We start from the raw sequence: 16717 nt of genomic DNA, 5'->3' as shown, positions 1-16717 counted from the left end.
ACACTCAGATCAAGGCTGGCAATATCAAATGAAACAATACCAATACTTGTTAAAAGAAAAAGGAATTAAACAAAGTATGTCTAGAAAAGGGAACTGTTTAGATAATGCCATTATTGAAAACTTCTTTGGAATACTAAAATCAGAACTGTTTTACATACAAAAATTTGCAAGTTTAGAAGAACTAAAGCGGGAAATTAAAAAATATATAAACTATTACAATAGCATAAGAATTAAATCAAATTTAAACAAAATGAGCCCGATACAATATCGAGCTCATTATTATCAAAATTAATTATAAATTTGTCCAAACTTTTGGGTTCAGTCTAAAAGACAGGTTTTTTTTATTTTATTAATGTTGGTTTACTTGTTTTGACAATATCTCCATTCGGTTTAACTACTAATTTAATAACGTCCTTATCTTTTTTGATTTTTAAGTTATACTGTTTTTTAGTAACATCACCTTTCTCTTGGGTATAAAGGAATTTGTCATTAACAATTGTCCATCCTGGATAGGTTCTGTAAACCGAGTAAATCACCTGATTAGGAAGTCTGACATTTTTGAATTCTTCTACCACACGGATCAATTTCCCTTTGTCATCATAAGTTGCTGCCAAAGAACCATTTTTTGCTTTCATAATCACAAGATATTCTTCAGCTCCTTCAGCGTCTTTACCAAGGTCATACGCAATGAATTTTTGTTCTACAGCTTTTACTCTTTGATCCGGACTATTACTTGGTAAATAAACGGAAAAATCTTTTCCTGCTCTTTTAATGATAACTTCGGGTAATTCTTCTATTTTAATTTTCCCAGTTTCTTGCGAATAGGACGAAGTTGATATGGCCAAAAAGACTAAAATAATAATAAATGTTTTCATAATGTTCAATTTTAAATTAGTAATGGTTTTTAATTTTTTAAAAATATTTAATTGAATTTTTGTTTATTATTTTTTAATGAATTGTAAATCAAATTTTTGTATTTATATCGCTGGCTAAAAGTAAAAGTGTTACTAGTAAATTTAGGTTTTTTATTAAGAACTTTCAGTTAATATTTACTATAAATTTTGTTAATATAAATTGACTTTATATTGTTTTTTTAACAGGAAAAATGTTGAGTTATTATGAGTAAATAAAAAAAGCACCAATTACTAAAATTGGTGCTTTCAAATATCATTATTGTACTTTTTTGAGTGTTGGGGCCAAAAAAAGATTGCTAGAAGGAATTATTCCAATCCGTCCATTAAGATTTCTAATATCTTAATTGCTGCTTCACTAATTTTAGTTCCAGGACCAAATACGGCAACCGCGCCTGCATCAAACAAAAATTGATAATCTTGCGCAGGGATTACCCCGCCAACAACTACCATAATGTCCTCACGACCGTATTTTTTAAGTTCTTCAATTACTTGCGGAACCAGTGTTTTATGTCCTGCTGCAAGAGAGGAAACCCCTAGAATGTGTACATCGTTTTCTATGGCTTGTTTGGCAGCTTCCGCCGGTGTTTGAAAAAGTGGGCCAATGTCTACATCAAAACCTACATCGGCATAACCGGTAGCGACAACTTTGGCTCCACGATCGTGTCCGTCTTGTCCCATTTTGGCAATCATAATTCTTGGTCGACGGCCTTCTTTTTTAGCAAATTCATCAGCCAGTTGTTTCGCTTTTTCAAAGCTTTTGTCGTCTTTTATTTCTTTGCTATACACGCCACTAAAGGATTTAATTTGTGCTTTGTATCTCCCGAAAACGGTTTCTAAGGCATCACTGATTTCGCCTAAAGTAGTTCGGTTTCTTGCGGCTTCAACGGCAATTTCCAGTAAATTACCTTCACCGGTTTGAGCACAAAGGGTTAGTTTTTTAAGTGAATTTCGTACTTTTTCGGTATCTCGGGTTGCTTTAATTCGGTCTAATTGTTCCAGCTGCTGTTTGCGTACCATTTGGTTATCAACATCCAGGATTTGCAAGGGATCTTCCTTTTCTAATCGGTATTTATTAACACCTACAATAATATCTTGGCTGCTGTCTATTCTTGCTTGTTTTCTGGCAGCTGCTTCTTCGATACGTAATTTTGGTATTCCAGATTCAATGGCTTTGGTCATTCCTCCAAGTTCTTCTACTTCTTCGATTAGTTTCCAGGCATTTTCGGCAATCTCATTCGTCAGACTTTCAACATAATAACTGCCTGCCCACGGGTCAACAGTTTTAGTAATCTTAGTTTCTTCTTGTAAAAATATCTGAGTGTTTCGCGCAATCCTTGCAGAGAAATCGGTTGGTAAGGCAATAGCTTCATCTAAAGCGTTTGTGTGTAAGGATTGTGTTCCTCCAAATGCGGCCGCTGAAGCTTCAATGCAGGTTCGAGCCACATTGTTAAAAGGATCTTGTTCTGTTAAACTCCATCCTGAAGTTTGACAATGGGTGCGCAAGGCTAATGATTTATCATCTTTTGGGTTGAATTGTTTTACCAGTTTTGCCCAAATCATTCTACCGGCGCGCATTTTAGCAATTTCCATAAAATGGTTCATCCCAATGGCCCAAAAGAAAGAAAGGCGAGGAGCGAACTCATCAATTTTCATTCCTGTGGCAAGTCCGGTTCTAATGTACTCCAATCCATCAGCAAGGGTGTATGCCAATTCGATATCAGCAGTTGCACCGGCTTCCTGCATGTGATAACCTGATATCGAAATCGAATTGAATTTCGGCATTTTTTTGCTGGTGAATTCAAATATATCAGCAATTATTTTCATTGAAGGAGTTGGCGGATAAATATAAGTGTTACGAACCATGAACTCTTTCAATATATCATTTTGTATCGTTCCTGAAAGTTTTTCCGGTTTTACACCTTGCTCTTCGGCAGCGACAATATAAAAAGCCATAATTGGTAAAACGGCACCATTCATTGTCATAGAAACTGACATTTCATCTAAAGGAATTTGATCAAATAATACTTTCATATCCTCAACCGAGTCAATTGCGACTCCCGCTTTTCCTACATCGCCCACAACACGTTCGTGATCTGAATCGTATCCTCGATGTGTAGGTAAATCAAAAGCGATTGATAATCCTTTTTGCCCTGCGGCAAGATTTCTTCTGTAAAAAGCATTGCTTTCTTCAGCGGTCGAAAATCCGGCATACTGTCTCACTGTCCATGGTCTGCGCACATACATCGTTGCATAAGGTCCGCGTAAATTTGGTGCAAAACCAGCTCCAAAATCAAGATGATTAAGGTTCCCAATGTCTTGTTTTGAGTACGTTTCTTTTAAGTCAATCCCTTCGGCAGTTATAAATTCTTTCGAATTTACAGTTCCAATTATCGAATTTAAATTAGATGTATTAAGGATTATATGTTGTAAGTCTTTCCTTTTCATTTTTTTAGCTAAAGTCCGAAGCGTCGGGATTATTAGTTGGAATGTTTTTATTTTCTTATGACTCTTAATTACTCTTTGTCCAGTCTCTCTTGCTCTATTTTTTCTGACAGACGTTTCTCGATTATCGGAGTGATTAAGGTTTTTCTAGGATTTTGTTTTACAAAAGGGAATAGTTCTAAATCGTGTTTCATTCTATCATCCTTATTAGGATATTTATTGGTTCCTAATAAGATTTCCTTTCCAGTATCAAATAATTCTTGTTCTTTGTCTGCGCTTTCCTGGATTTTGCGCTTGATTAAACCATCGTTTAATTGTTTTAAGAAACCACCGTTGGCTTCAATATCTTTGAATAAAGCCAAAGATTTTTCAGCTAATTGATTGGTAATATTTTCTATATAATAACTTCCATCGGCTGGATTATTTACTTTGTCAAAATAGCTTTCATGCTTAAGAATCAATAATTGATTTCTGGCAATTCGATCGCCAAATTCATTATCTTTATGATACAAGGCATCATAAGGTAAATTTGCAATAGCATTCGCACCACCTAGAATTGCCGACATACACTCTGTGGTGGTTCGTAACATATTTACGTTATAATCATAAAGTGTTTTGTTGCGTTTCGTTGGAGAAACTATAATATTACAGTCCAAGTTATGATTGTATTCTTTTGCAATTATATTAAAAAGCAATCGTAATGCACGAAGTTTTGCGATTTCAAAAAAGTAATTTGTTCCTACAGCAACTTCAAAAACAATAGGCTGATTTATGATTGTAATTTTGTTGAAATATTCATTGGCATGCGCTAAACTATAAGCGATTTGCTGCACCATGTTAGCTCCCGCATTTTGATATAACGCGGAATTAATACTTATTAAAGAAGTAGTTGTTTCTTCTTTTGAAAGTAAATTCAGTGTTTCAAAATTATTTTTTTCTTTGGTAATAAACCAGTTTCCGTCTTTAGCCAGTTGTCCGATAGGATCCAGATTGCAAAAGATTGTAGCGTTTTTTTCTTTTGCTATTATTTCAATTTTTTTTACGAAATCGATTGAAAGAAAAGTCAAATTAAAGTGAAGGGTTACCTTTTCTAAAGGAAGTTTAGCTAACAATTTTTCAATATCAATGGTATCATTTTCTATAGTAAAACGTAAGCTTTCTGCACCTCGATTTATGGAGTCTAAAGCTCTTTCGATGGATTTTTCTACATCATAAACAAAGATGTTTTGACATATTTTAAATTCGGTTGCTTTTGTAGAAACTGGATAAGCTTTCGTAAATTCATCTTTATGATAAAATGGTTTTACCTTAATATCTTCAGGTGAATTCCAAATTAAGGTTTCATTGTAGTCGGCTCCATTGAGTTCAAATTGGATTTTTTGCTTCCATTCTTTGGAAGAAACGGGATTGAAATCATCGAAAAGGTTTGTAGCCATTTTGCTTGTTAATTATGGTATTGTGAAAATTAAATTTTATTTTTTTTCAACTGTGTCACCTTCGAATTCGATGATATAAATATCTTCACTATCTTTTTTCATATAGTATTTTTCGCGGGCGTATTTTTCTATTTGTTCTGAATTTTTTAATTGTTTGATATTTTCTTGGTCTTTCTTTATTTCGCCTTTATAATAAGCAGCATTGTCTTCGAGTTCGTCCATTTGCTTGTCCAGAAAACGGTGATCGAAGTACGAATAGTTGTCAAGAAAAATCATCCAGGTACTAAAAAATAACAAGACCCAAACATACTTGTTACTTAAGAATTTAAACCAAGGTTTGTTTTTATGTGGATTTGTCATTTAAATATATTTTTATAGCCCCGAGTGAAGTGAAAATCCTTTGTAGTTCTGAACTTGTTTCAGGATACTGAAAACAAGTTCAGAACTACAAAGATTGTAACGTAAAGCGGGAAATAGCTCCTAATAATTAATGCAATAAAATTACAATAAAATTATAGAATTTTTTGATTTATTACCGCACGAACTACTTCTATAGCTACAGTATTGTATTTGTCGTTTGGTATTATGATATCGGCAAATGCTTTTGTAGGTTCTATAAATTGTTCGTGCATTGGTTTTAATGTCGTTTGATATCGATTGATAACTTCGTGCATGTCTCTGCCGCGTTCTACTATATCCCGTTTCATTCGGCGTATTAATCTTTCGTCAGAATCAGCGTGAACGTAAATTTTTACATCAAATAGGTCTCTTAATTCTGGATTTGCCAAAATTAAAATACCTTCGACAATCATCACTTTTCGGGGGTGTGTAAAAACGGTATCGTCAGTTCTATTGTGTGTTACAAAGGAGTAGACGGGTTGATTGATGTTGTTTCCTTCTTTTAATTCCTTAAGGTGTGCTACCAGTAATGGGAAATCAATGGCACGCGGATGATCAAAATTGATTAATGCTCTTTCGTCAAAGGATAGACCATGGTTTTCTTTATAATAGGAATCTTGAGAAATAATACCTACTTCCGTTTCCGGTAATTCATTCATAATTTGATGAACTACGGTTGTTTTTCCGCTTCCCGTTCCGCCTGCAATTCCTATAATGAGCATAAATTTTTTGTTATGTTTCTATCACGCAAAAATAGGAATTAAATTGCGAGTGAATTTTATTTTGGAGAAATATTTGCTAATTTAATATAGGTGTTGGTTAATGAGGTTTTTGTTTTTTTTAAACGTATTCTACACCGCGAAGTTTAAATTCACAACTGCACCAGACTTTTCTTTCTATAAAAATTCCCCCAAATAGCGTCTAACTTTTTGGGGGAACTGCAATTTATTTGAAGCTTTTTTTACTTGTAAAGCTTATTTGTTCTTCTTTGCTTTAATCATCATTTCCAATTGATCCCAAAGTTCTTCGGGAATAGCTTCAAGAATATTGAATTGCCCCGCGCCTTTTAACCATTCTCCTCCATCAATGACAACTACTTCACCATTTACATACGCTGAAAAATCAGAAACTAAATAAGCAGCTAAATTGGCTAATTCCTGGTGATCACCTACACGTTTCAAAGGTACTTTCTTTGCCATATCAAACTTTTCGGCTAAATCCCCGGGTAACAATCGATCCCAAGCGCCTTTAGTTGGGAATGGTCCCGGAGCAATCGCATTAGAACGTATTCCGTATTTTGCCCATTCTACCGCTAGGCTTCGTGTCATGGCTAGAACTCCAGCTTTTGCCGTTGCGCTAGGCACTACATAAGCGGAACCTGTCCAGGCATAAGTCGTTACGATATTCAAAATGGTAGATGATTTTTGTTTGGTATCAATCCAATGTTTTCCAAAAGCAAGGGTGCAATTTTTAGAACCTTTTAATACAATATCGATTACAGTGTCAAATGCATTGGCAGATAATCTTTCGGTCGGTGAAATAAAATTCCCTGCTGCATTGTTCAATAATACATCAACCTTTCCAAAAGCTTTTAAAACTTCTTGCAACATGTTTTCCACTTCTTCGTAATGACGCACATCACATTGAAGAGGTAAGCAAATTCCACCTGTTTCTGTTTCGAGTTCTGAAGCCGTATTCTTTAGTTTCTCTAAATCTCTTGAGGTAATGGCAACTTGCGCACCTAGTTCCAAAAAATATTTAGTCATTGCTTTGCCTAATCCGCTTCCGCCTCCGGTTACAACAATTACTTTGCCTTTAAGTGCATCATCGCGTAACATTTTATCTGTATAACTCATAGTGTTTTATATTTTGAATTGTAAATATAATTAAATAGTATGCGTGCATAGTAAAAAAACAATGTTTTATTTTTTTTACTGAATAGCACATAATCTTTTAGCTGCAGCCTCTAGTGTGGCATTATCTTTGGCAAAACAAAAACGTATTAGTTTAAGGTCTTTTCCATCGGCATGAAAAGTTGAAATAGGAATAGCGGCCACTCCATGTTCTACTATCAACCATTTACAGAAATCGACATCATTTTTATCAGAAAGTGAAGCGTAGGATGCGACCTGAAAATAAGTTCCTTCGCAAGGCATTAGTTCAAATTTACTTCCCTTTAATAATTGCCTAAAGTAGTTCCGTTTTTCCTTATAGAAGCTTCCGATTTCATTCACAGAAACTAAATCTAGATACTCGCTAATGGCAACCTGACAAATGCTGTTTACGCTAAAAACCAAAAATTGATGTACTTTTTTGATTTCTTTCATTAAATATTCCGGTGCGACTAAATAACCAATTTTCCATCCGGTAACATGAAATGATTTTCCAAACGAAGAAACCATCACGCAACGATTTAGTAATTTTTCTCTAGTATGTGCTGAAATATGTTTTTCTTCGAAAGTGATGTATTCATAGACTTCGTCCGATAGCACAGTGATTTTTGGATATTTTTCCAGTAATGATTCCAAAATTTCAAAATCGGATTCATTCAAAATTTTCCCCGTCGGATTATGCGGATTATTGATGATGATCATTTTGGTTTTCGAACTGCAAGCTTTTTCTATCCTGTCCCAATTTGGCGTGTAGTCATCGTTCAACGAGACCCGAACCGTATTTGCGTTGCATAACAATACGGGTGCTTCGTAGCAATCATAGCTTGGATCTAAAATAATTACTTCATCATTGGTTTCTACCAAAGCTTGAATTGTGGTAAAAATGGCTTGAGTAGCACCTGCGGTAATTAATAGTTCTGTTTCCGGTTGAATAGCTCGTCCATAGGAATTCTTAACTAGTATTGCTATTTTTGACAATAATGGAGGATATCCTGACATGGGTAAATATTGGTGTACATTTTGCTTTGCAAGCTTGGCTACAATATCTGTTAATCGTTCATCGACTGGAAAGTTTGGAAAACCCTGCGAAAGATTGATAGCATTATATTCGGTTGCCATTTTAGACATTATTGTAAATATGCTAGTGCCAATATGTGGAAGTTTGCTCATAAAAAAGACATTTGTTATTAATCAGAAAAGTATAAAAAAAAAGCCACCCGAAGGCAGCTTATGAAAATTAAAGTTAATTGTAGTTACTTGCCTTTCATGATTTCTCCGTCTGCGCTAACTACCAGTTTTCGAGTTTCTTTATCTTTTTTAATTTTAAGATTGTATTCTTTTTTAACGACATCACCTTCTTCTTGAGAATACAAATATTTGTCATTAATTATTTGCCATCCTGGAAATGCTTTGTAAACCGAGTAAACCACACTACTAGGAAGTTTTACATTTTGATATTTTTCAACAACTCGTGTTAATTTTCCGTTTTCGTTATAAGTAGCGGATAAGGAACCACTTTTAGTTTCCATTATCACCAAATAATTTTCGTATCCTTCATAATCTTTGCCCAGATCGTAGGCGATAAATTTATCTTCTAAATTTCTCACTTTTAAATCAGGGTTTCTGTCCGGTAAATATACAGAAAAGTCTTTTCCAGCTTTTTTAATAACAACGGCTGGTAATTCTTCTATTTTAATATTCCCATCAACTTTAAGCGTGTCTTGCGAATAGGAGATCGTAGTTATGCTTAAAAAAAACAAAATAACAATAAATGATTTCATAATAATAGTTTTAAAATTATAATTATTTACAAAGAATTATAATGATGTATTAATTATGACAAGGCTTACGGTTTTCTTCCCCTTTTAATTTATTAGATTAATATAAATCATTATTATTCAGAATATTAACAATTTTTTTTCTTAAATTTTAAAATCAAGAAAATGTTGGGCACAAGTAAAATTAACACTTTTTTTAGAATTTTAGGGTTAATGATTTCTATAATTAATGTTAAATAAAGCTGCTTTTTTCTTCTAATTATTAATCGGAAAAACCGTTATTAATAATATAAAGTTGGATAGTTTTGTTTTAAGAGAAACTATTTTTTAAGGTTCAAGAGTATTAAATAAAAAGTATTATTTACTTTTTTGTTTCTAAGATAGCTGAGTGTTTATTTTAGAATGAAATGTTTTTTTAAATAAAGAAAATTATAATTTATTGAGGATTTTCTATGTCTTTGGTAACTTATAAACAATAGAAATTACTGTAAATGGATTGTTTAAACGATAATTTGTAATGTACAAACTTTACATTTTGTGTATGATAAAAATTGTCGGACGTTTATGTAAATCGATGGTTTCTTTTTTCCAAGCTGCAATTTTCTTAGTCTTGATATATTCTGTTGGTAAAGTGATATCAGTTGCAATACATAAATGTGTCTCTGGATGGAGTGTTTGCAATAAATCTTCTAATAATTTATTGTTGCGATATGGAGTTTCGATGAAAATCTGAGATTGATTTTTTTCGAAAGATACTCTCTCTAAGGTTTTAAAACTGGCTTTCTTTTCGTCTTTTTCAATAGGTAAATAGCCATGAAACGTAAAACTTTGCCCGTTCATTCCTGACGCCATCATGGCCAAAAGAATAGAAGAAGGACCTACCAACGGAATAACCTGGATTCCTTTTTCATGGGCTAATTTTACAATTACTGCACCGGGATCTGCCACTCCGGGACAACCCGCTTCACTCATTAAACCTACATTTTTACCTTCCAATAAAGGTTTGATGAAATCTAAATGTTCTTTCGTTTCGGTGTGCTTGTTCAAAACATAAAGCTTTAGCTCTGATTGTTTCTTCTCGGGACTAACTTCTTTGATCGATTTACGAGCTGTTTTGTCATTCTCAACAATATAATAATCAATAAAATCAATACTTCTTTTTATGGTCTGTGGTAAAACATCCATAGGGTCACAATCACCCATAGTGGTAGGGATTAAGTAGAGTTTTCCTAAAAGAGTATTTGATTTCATAGGTCTAATTTTATATTTCGAAGCTAAATGTATGAGGATAGAATTAATTAAAAATAATGAAGCTGTTTTTAAAAATCTTTTTAAAGTAGAAATTTATTGATGTTTGGCTATTAATTCTTTGGCAATCACGTCGCATGCATTATCTAGCATATTGTAAATGATTTCAAAACCGTTTGGTAAGCCAAAGTAAGGATCGGGAACATCTACGTTTTCGTTAGGGAATAAAGAATTTAATACAAGATGAACTTTTTCCCTTTGTTCTTGGTTTTGGGCAAGTTGAACTACATCATCATAATTGGTATTATCCATTACAAAAATATAGTCAAAAGTATTGAAATCACTAGTACTGAATTGTCTCCCTTTTTGTTCTGAAATATCTAAATTATATTTCTTTGCAACAGCTATTGAACGATCATCAGGTGAACGACCTATATGCCATGACCCTGTTCCTGCTGAATCAACTTGGAATTTATTCTTTGGAAGTTTAGAAGCCAATATTCCTTCAGCCAAGGGTGACCGACAAATATTACCTAAACAAACCATTAAGATTTTTATGGGCATAATGCTTTTTATAGCGTTAATTTCTTATTAATGTCATCAACAAATTTTTTGAATTGTTTGTCGGTAGCCATCAAATTATCAACGGTTTTACAAGCGTGTAATACTGTAGCATGATCACGATCACCAATTTGTGAACCAATGTTCGCCAGAGACGCTTTTGTGAATTTTTTAGCAAAAAACATAGCTAATTGTCTTGCCTGAACAACATGCCTCTTTCTGGTTTTGGATTGAAGTGTTTCTAAATCCAATTGGAAGTAATCAGAAACAATTTTTTGAATGTAATCAATAGAAATTTCTCGTTTTACATTCTTGACAAATTTCTCAACGACGCTTTTTGCAAGTTCCAGCGTCACTTCTTTTTTATTGAATGACGATTGCGCAATCAAGGAAATAATAGCGCCTTCCAATTCCCGTACATTCGATTTGATATTACGGGCAACGTATTCTATAATTTCCTCTGGAATTTCTACACCATCTCTGTATAAAATATTTTTAAGGATAGAAATTCTGGTTTCATAATCGGGTTGGTGCAATTCAGCAGATAATCCCCATTTGAAACGAGATAATAAACGTTGTTCGATATCTTGCATATCAACAGGTGCTTTGTCCGAAGTCAAAATTACCTGTTTACCATTTTGGTGTAAATAGTTAAAAATATGGAAAAATACATCTTGAGTTCCAGATTTTCCAGAAAGGAACTGAACATCATCAATAATTAAAACATCAATTAATTGATAGAAATGGATGAAGTCATTTCGGTTATTTTTCTTAACCGAGTCAATGTATTGTTGGGTGAAAATTTCAGCCGAAATGTATAGAACCGTTTTCTCTGGATATTTATCTTTTATTTCAACGCCAATAGCATGCGCTAAATGTGTTTTTCCTAAACCAACACCACCAAAAATCAACAATGGATTAAATGAGGTTCCGCCTGGTTTATTGGCAACAGCCATTCCGGCAGATCTTGCTAATCTGTTTGAGTCTCCTTCCAGAAAATTATCAAAACTGTAGTTCGCATTCAATTGCGATTCAATTTTCAAATTGCGAATTCCCGGAATAACAAATGGATTTTTTAATTCAGGGTTTAAATTCTTGAACGGAGCATCAACTTCCTGAGGTTTCATTGGAACTCTGTTGGCACTTGGCAATTGCTCCGTAAACGGTTGTTTGTTGCCATAAGTGTTTTCCATTCTGATTTTATAAAGTAACTTAGCGTTTTTTCCAAGTTCTTTAGTAAGTGCTACTTTTAATAATTTAACATAGTGCTCTTCTAACCATTCGTAGAAAAATTTACTTGGAACCTGAATATATAATGCGTTATCGGTAAGTTCAACTGATTTGATTGGTTCGAACCAAGTTTTGTAAGCTTGATCCTGAATGTTGTCTTTTATAAAAGACAGACAGTTTTCCCATACTGATTGAGCAGTTTTGTTCATAGATTCTGTTAAATTATTTTTATTTGGGGTATTTATTATCCTACAAAAAAAAAAGAGTGTTTCTGTTATTTTTCAGGGTAACAAATATGTGAACAATTTTCTGTAAAAAAAAATATAATAGGTGATAATTTTATAAATTATTGTTGTAAGGAGCTTTTTAAATTTTAAATTTTTAATAAATAATTAATGAAAGATCATCAAATTGAAGTGCGGGTTCGCTACTCAGAAACGGACCAAATGGGCGTTGTTTATCATGGAAATTACATACCTTATTTTGAGATAGGAAGGGTTGAATGGCTCAGAAACAAAGGGATTTCATATAAAAAGATGGAAGAAAGCGGGATTGCTTTGCCAATAGTTTCTATGAATATAAATTATAAAAAATCAGCACGATATGATGAGTTGCTTACTGTTCATACGGTTTTCAAAAGTCAGACTTCTGTGAAGATAGAATTTGATTGCGCTATTTATAATGAAGCAGAGGAGTTATTAACAACTGCACAATTTATTTTGGTTTTTGTGTCCTTAAAAACGGGTCGTCCAATCGCTCCGCCGGATTATATTTTGGAATTGTTAAAAACTATAGAATAACTTATCAAAGAAGCAATTTCACATCAAAATTAGAGTCGTTTTATATTGATTTCAAAAATAGAATTAAAAATGTCGAAAATCATTTCGGCATTTTTTTTTCGAGTTTTAATTTCGATTTTCCCAATCGGAAGTCCTGAATTTTCATTTATTTCCATTTCCTGTGTCACAATTTCCAGTTTCTTTTCCTTAATTACTCGCATCACTTTATTCATGTTGATGTAATCAAATGAGATTATAAAATGGAGATCAATTGTTTTTTCTACTATTTCACACGTTTCAAGAATCATTTGGGCAGTAGTTTTATAAGCAGAGATTAATCCTCCTACGCCTAATTTAACGCCGCCAAAAATACGAACCACTATAATGAGTGCATTGGTGACAGAAAATGACTGAATTTGGCCATAAATTGGCATACCGGCACTGTTGCTTGGTTCTCCATCATCATTTGCTCTGTACGTTATGGAGTCAGTTCCGATTTGATAGGCATAACAAAAGTGTCCGGCAGTAGGATGTTGTTTTCGCAAGCTGTCAATGATGGGTTTAACTTCGTCTTCGGATTGAATTGGGAAAGCATAACCAAAGAATTTGCTGTTTTTTTCTTTGAATAATACTGCGGAAGGCGAAAAGTCAATGGTGTTGTAAGTGTCTTTAAATTCCAAAAGGGATTGTTTTCTAAATTATTTTTTTGTCAAATAAATCAACGATATCTTCTTTGCCAACTTTAAGATGCCAAACTTCAAGCCCTAACTTGTGTGCTGCATCAGTATTTTCTTTTTTGTCATCAATGAATAAAGTCCTCTTTGGAGACAATTCATGGTTGTTTAGTATGTAATTGAAAATTTCAGGACTGGGTTTCCTGAGTCCAACTTCAAAAGAAAAATATACTTTTTCAAAACATTGGTAAAAATCGCTGTAAAAGGAAACTCCAGTTTTCTGTTCGAAAGTTTCTATGTGAATGGAATCCGTATTACTCAGTAAAAATAATCGGTATTTTTTAGAAAGCATTTGAAGAAATTCCAAGCGATAAAGAGGAAAGTCCAAAAGTATCGCGTTCCACGCAGCTAATATTTCTTTAATACTTGCATTTGGAATGTGTTTTTGAATGCCAAAAAGGAATTTTTCTCGTGAAATTTTACCCATTTCAAACTGATGGTTTAGTTGGTCTAAATCATCATTCCACTCAGATAAGCCTAATTTTTTTAGCCCGTTCATAGTGGCATTCTTATCTAAATTGATAAATATATCTCCAAAATCAAATATAATAGTATTAATCATCGTTTCTAGATAGTATTAGTTCATCATTGCCAATTGAAAGTTTTTCGAATGATTTTTTAACCAATGTAGGAGCTTTTATTCCTTCCTTAATTTTGATGTTTCCAATAAAAATCCGTGCTTCGTCCCAGAGATTTGAATCAATAAAAGTCTGCAAAGTTTGTCTGCCACCTTCAATAATAACAGATTGGATTTGATGCTGATATAGTTTTTGAACTATTTGTGTTGCTATATTTTGTTCGAAATCAATTACTTCAAAGATAATATTTTCTTTTTCAACTGGAGATTTTAATTTTGAAAATACAATTGTTTTGGTCTGACCGTCGAATATTTGGCTGTCATTTGAAGCGCGATTGTTTTGGTCTAGAACGACCCGTATAGGATTGTTTCCGGTCCAATCTCTCACGTCTAATTTTGGATTGTCATCAATCACAGTTTGGGTTCCCACAAGAATGGCTTGCTCTTCGCTTCTCCATTTATGTACCAATTGTCTCGAATAACGATTGGTGATCCAAACTGGTTTTTTTTCTAATTTCTCTAAAGGAGCGATAAAACCATCTTGGCTTTCGGCCCATTTCAAAATGATGTAAGGCCTTTTCTTTTCGTGAAAAGTAAAAAAGCGTTTATTTAGTTTGTTACATTCAGCTTCAAGAATGCCAACTGTAACATGAGTTCCGGCTTCTAACAATTTTTTGATGCCATTTCCAGCCACTTTCTCATTAGGATCAACAGTTCCAATAACTACATTTGGAATTTTATTTTTGATAATTAAATCACAACAAGGTGGCGTTTTTCCAAAATGACTGCACGGTTCTAAACTCACGTAAATAGTCGCTTTTTTTAACAGCGATTTGTCTTTTACGGAATTTATCGCATTTACTTCGGCGTGAGGTTCGCCAGCTTTTTTATGCCAGCCTTCGCCAATGATTTTATCGTTATAAACAATCACGCTTCCGACCATAGGATTGGGATAAGTTGTTCCCAAACCGTTTTTGGCCAATTCGATGCATCGTCTGATATATTTTTCATGTATTTTCACAACACAAAAGTAGTTATTTTTGAGTTTAGCCCCGAAACTTCCCGATTTGTTTTAAAACTTTCGAAAATTACAATAAACAATTTCTACTTTTGTGAGTAAAATTAGCGGTGTTAAAAAATGGAAAATTACAGTATTAGAAAAATAAAAAAAGAAGACAATAGCGCAGTTGCAGCATTGATAAGAGCTGTTTTTGACGAGTTGAATATTCCAAAAGTGGGAACGGCCTATGAAGATCCTTATTTGGATTTAATGTTTGAGGAATATAGTAAGCCAAAATCGGTTTATTATGTTGTTGAAAAAGAAGGCAGAATTATCGGTTCGGCAGGAGTGGCACCACTTGAAAATGAAGCGGAGACTATCTGTGAATTGCAAAAAATGTATTTTTTGCCAGAAACACGAGGTTTGGGAATTGGAAGCCAAATGATGGCTAAATGCTTACAAAGTGCGAAGGATTTCGGTTTTGAAAAATGTTATTTGGAAACGATGCCGTTTATGCTCGATGCTCAGAAATTATATAAAAAAGTTGGCTTCGAATACATTTGCTCGCCAATGGGAAGCACGGGTCACACTTCATGTCCAGTTTGGATGTTGAAAGAGCTATAAGTTTTGAATTGAACGTTTTAATTCATGAATAGATATCCCAATAAAATGAAAATAAAAGAATACAGAACGCAATTTATTCAAGAACTCACTTCCATCTATGATGCGGGCGAGGCGGAGAGTTTTTTCTATTTAATTCTGGAAGAAAAAAAGCAGCTCAAAAGAATTGATTTGGCTTTGCGTCCTGAGTTAGATTTTTCAGAAGAAGAAATTGTGGTTTGGAACTCGATTTTGGAACAGCTAAAAAAGGAAATTCCAATTCAGTATTTGTTGGGTAAAACCAGTTTTTACGGTTTGGATTTTGAAGTAAATGAAAGCGTTTTAATTCCGAGACCGGAAACCGAAGAATTAGTGGATTGGATTTTGTCTACCAATCGAATAATCCAAGAGTCTAATCCCGAAACTTCGGGACTAAAGATTCTGGATATTGGAACGGGAAGCGGTTGCATCGCCATTTCATTGGCAAAAAATATTCCGAGTTCACAGGTTTATGCGATCGATGTTTCCGAAAGAGCTTTGGCTACGGCCAATAAAAATGCGGAACTCAATAACGTAAATGTTACGTTTATCAATCAGAACATTCTTGAAACCCAAGATTTGAAGCAGCAATTTGATATTATTGTTTCGAATCCGCCGTATGTTCGAAATCTTGAAAAAGAGGAAATCAAGAAAAATGTTTTGGATAATGAGCCTCATTTGGCTCTTTTCGTGGAAGATAATGATGCGCTGATTTTTTATAGAAAAATAGCGGAACTGGCTCAGAAAAACCTTTCTGAAAAAGGACAATTATTTTTTGAAATCAATCAATATCTAGGAAAAGAAATGATTGATTTACTGGAAAAAATGAATTTCAAAAAGATCGAACTTCGAAAAGATATTTACGGAAATGACAGAATGATTAGTTGTCATTGCGAGGAACGAAGCAATCGCATTTAGCTTTAGTTGTTGTATACCAAAAGTTCTGGTTTTGCAGGGTCTGCGTGAGGGGTAGAAGCTAGTTACCTTGTAACGCGAATGACCCGACCGCATTAAAAAAAGGGGCAACTAACGCGTATGATTAGTTAGCCCCTTTTTTTAATGGGGTCACGCCCAAATTATTTTGGAAA

General features: G+C 33.8%; 18 protein-coding genes. 4 read left to right on the top strand and 14 right to left on the bottom strand.

Translation table 11 applies throughout. The features are described from left to right. A partial coding sequence (locus BUC23_RS14365) for an IS3 family transposase (RefSeq protein WP_139259895.1) occupies positions 1–292 on the top strand: 292 nt, incomplete at its 5' end. Between the two features lie 49 nt (positions 293–341). Here the strand turns inward: BUC23_RS14365 and BUC23_RS14360 are convergent. The 11 genes from BUC23_RS14360 to dnaA all read right to left on the bottom strand — a co-directional run bounded on the left by BUC23_RS14360 (position 342) and on the right by dnaA (position 12109). Beyond that, positions 342–875 (bottom strand): hypothetical protein, encoded by a 534-nt coding sequence (locus BUC23_RS14360; RefSeq protein ID WP_073210600.1) that lies wholly within the window; start codon positions 873–875, stop codon positions 342–344. A gap of 345 nt (positions 876–1220) precedes the next feature. Beyond that, a complete protein-coding gene (gene scpA / locus BUC23_RS14355) occupies positions 1221–3359 on the bottom strand; it encodes a methylmalonyl-CoA mutase (RefSeq protein ID WP_073210597.1) in 2139 nt (712 codons plus the stop codon). A 68-nt stretch (positions 3360–3427) separates the two neighbouring features. Further along, positions 3428–4792 carry a methylmalonyl-CoA mutase subunit beta gene (locus BUC23_RS14350; protein ID WP_073210595.1) on the bottom strand — a complete coding sequence of 455 codons (1365 nt, stop codon included), beginning with the start codon at positions 4790–4792 and terminating at the stop codon, positions 3428–3430. 36 nt (positions 4793–4828) lie between these two features. Beyond that, entirely contained in the window at positions 4829–5152 is a 324-nt protein-coding gene (locus tag BUC23_RS14345) for an FtsB family cell division protein (RefSeq protein WP_073210593.1), read from the bottom strand. A gap of 152 nt (positions 5153–5304) precedes the next feature. Next, complete coding sequence (gene udk / locus BUC23_RS14340) at positions 5305–5913, bottom strand: uridine kinase (protein WP_073210591.1); 609 nt, start codon at positions 5911–5913, stop codon at positions 5305–5307. Positions 5914–6165: 252 nt separating this feature from the next. Beyond that, positions 6166–7047: an SDR family oxidoreductase gene (locus BUC23_RS14335; protein WP_073210589.1), complete on the bottom strand. Its 882-nt coding sequence runs from the start codon at positions 7045–7047 to the stop codon at positions 6166–6168. A 75-nt stretch (positions 7048–7122) separates the two neighbouring features. Beyond that, positions 7123–8253, bottom strand: a complete 1131-nt coding sequence (locus BUC23_RS14330; protein WP_073210587.1) for a methionine aminotransferase — start codon at positions 8251–8253, stop codon at positions 7123–7125. 83 nt (positions 8254–8336) lie between these two features. Next, positions 8337–8864, bottom strand: coding sequence for a hypothetical protein (locus BUC23_RS14325; RefSeq protein ID WP_073210585.1), 528 nt, complete (start codon positions 8862–8864; stop codon positions 8337–8339). Between the two features lie 525 nt (positions 8865–9389). Then, positions 9390–10112, bottom strand: a complete 723-nt coding sequence (locus tag BUC23_RS14320) for an SAM-dependent methyltransferase (RefSeq protein ID WP_073210584.1) — start codon at positions 10110–10112, stop codon at positions 9390–9392. Between the two features lie 93 nt (positions 10113–10205). Further along, positions 10206–10673: a low molecular weight protein-tyrosine-phosphatase gene (locus tag BUC23_RS14315; RefSeq protein ID WP_073210582.1), complete on the bottom strand. Its 468-nt coding sequence runs from the start codon at positions 10671–10673 to the stop codon at positions 10206–10208. Positions 10674–10681: 8 nt separating this feature from the next. Beyond that, positions 10682–12109 (bottom strand): chromosomal replication initiator protein DnaA, encoded by a 1428-nt coding sequence (dnaA, locus tag BUC23_RS14310; protein ID WP_073210580.1) that lies wholly within the window; start codon positions 12107–12109, stop codon positions 10682–10684. A gap of 186 nt (positions 12110–12295) precedes the next feature. Here dnaA and BUC23_RS14305 point away from each other — a divergent pair, with 186 nt between their 5' ends. Beyond that, positions 12296–12700 carry an acyl-CoA thioesterase gene (locus BUC23_RS14305; RefSeq protein ID WP_073210578.1) on the top strand — a complete coding sequence of 135 codons (405 nt, stop codon included), beginning with the start codon at positions 12296–12298 and terminating at the stop codon, positions 12698–12700. A 29-nt stretch (positions 12701–12729) separates the two neighbouring features. Here BUC23_RS14305 and BUC23_RS14300 read toward each other — a convergent pair whose 3' ends face one another. Genes BUC23_RS14300 through ribD form a run of 3 tightly spaced genes read right to left on the bottom strand, consistent with a single transcriptional unit; the run spans position 12730 to position 15011 of the window. Further along, complete coding sequence (locus BUC23_RS14300; protein ID WP_073210576.1) at positions 12730–13359, bottom strand: IMPACT family protein; 630 nt, start codon at positions 13357–13359, stop codon at positions 12730–12732. A 13-nt stretch (positions 13360–13372) separates the two neighbouring features. Further along, entirely contained in the window at positions 13373–13975 is a 603-nt protein-coding gene (locus tag BUC23_RS14295; RefSeq protein WP_073210574.1) for an HAD family hydrolase, read from the bottom strand. Beyond that, positions 13968–15011: a bifunctional diaminohydroxyphosphoribosylaminopyrimidine deaminase/5-amino-6-(5-phosphoribosylamino)uracil reductase RibD gene (gene ribD / locus BUC23_RS14290; RefSeq protein ID WP_073210572.1), complete on the bottom strand. Its 1044-nt coding sequence runs from the start codon at positions 15009–15011 to the stop codon at positions 13968–13970. The genes BUC23_RS14295 and ribD overlap by 8 nt, the downstream gene beginning before the upstream one ends. A 117-nt stretch (positions 15012–15128) precedes the next feature. Between ribD and BUC23_RS14285 the strand changes: the two genes are divergently transcribed. Both BUC23_RS14285 and prmC read left to right on the top strand, forming a co-directional pair. Beyond that, complete coding sequence (locus BUC23_RS14285; RefSeq protein ID WP_073210570.1) at positions 15129–15614, top strand: GNAT family N-acetyltransferase; 486 nt, start codon at positions 15129–15131, stop codon at positions 15612–15614. A 45-nt stretch (positions 15615–15659) separates the two neighbouring features. Continuing rightward, positions 15660–16547 (top strand): peptide chain release factor N(5)-glutamine methyltransferase, encoded by an 888-nt coding sequence (prmC, locus tag BUC23_RS14280; protein ID WP_073210611.1) that lies wholly within the window; start codon positions 15660–15662, stop codon positions 16545–16547. The last annotated feature ends 170 nt before the right edge of the window (positions 16548–16717 follow it).

Origin of the sequence: Flavobacterium xinjiangense (genome assembly GCF_900142885.1) — a bacterium.
Classification (GTDB): domain Bacteria; phylum Bacteroidota; class Bacteroidia; order Flavobacteriales; family Flavobacteriaceae; genus Flavobacterium; species Flavobacterium xinjiangense.
Note: the sequence above shows the minus strand (reverse complement) of the source record. Positions and strands in the feature narration are given on the sequence as shown.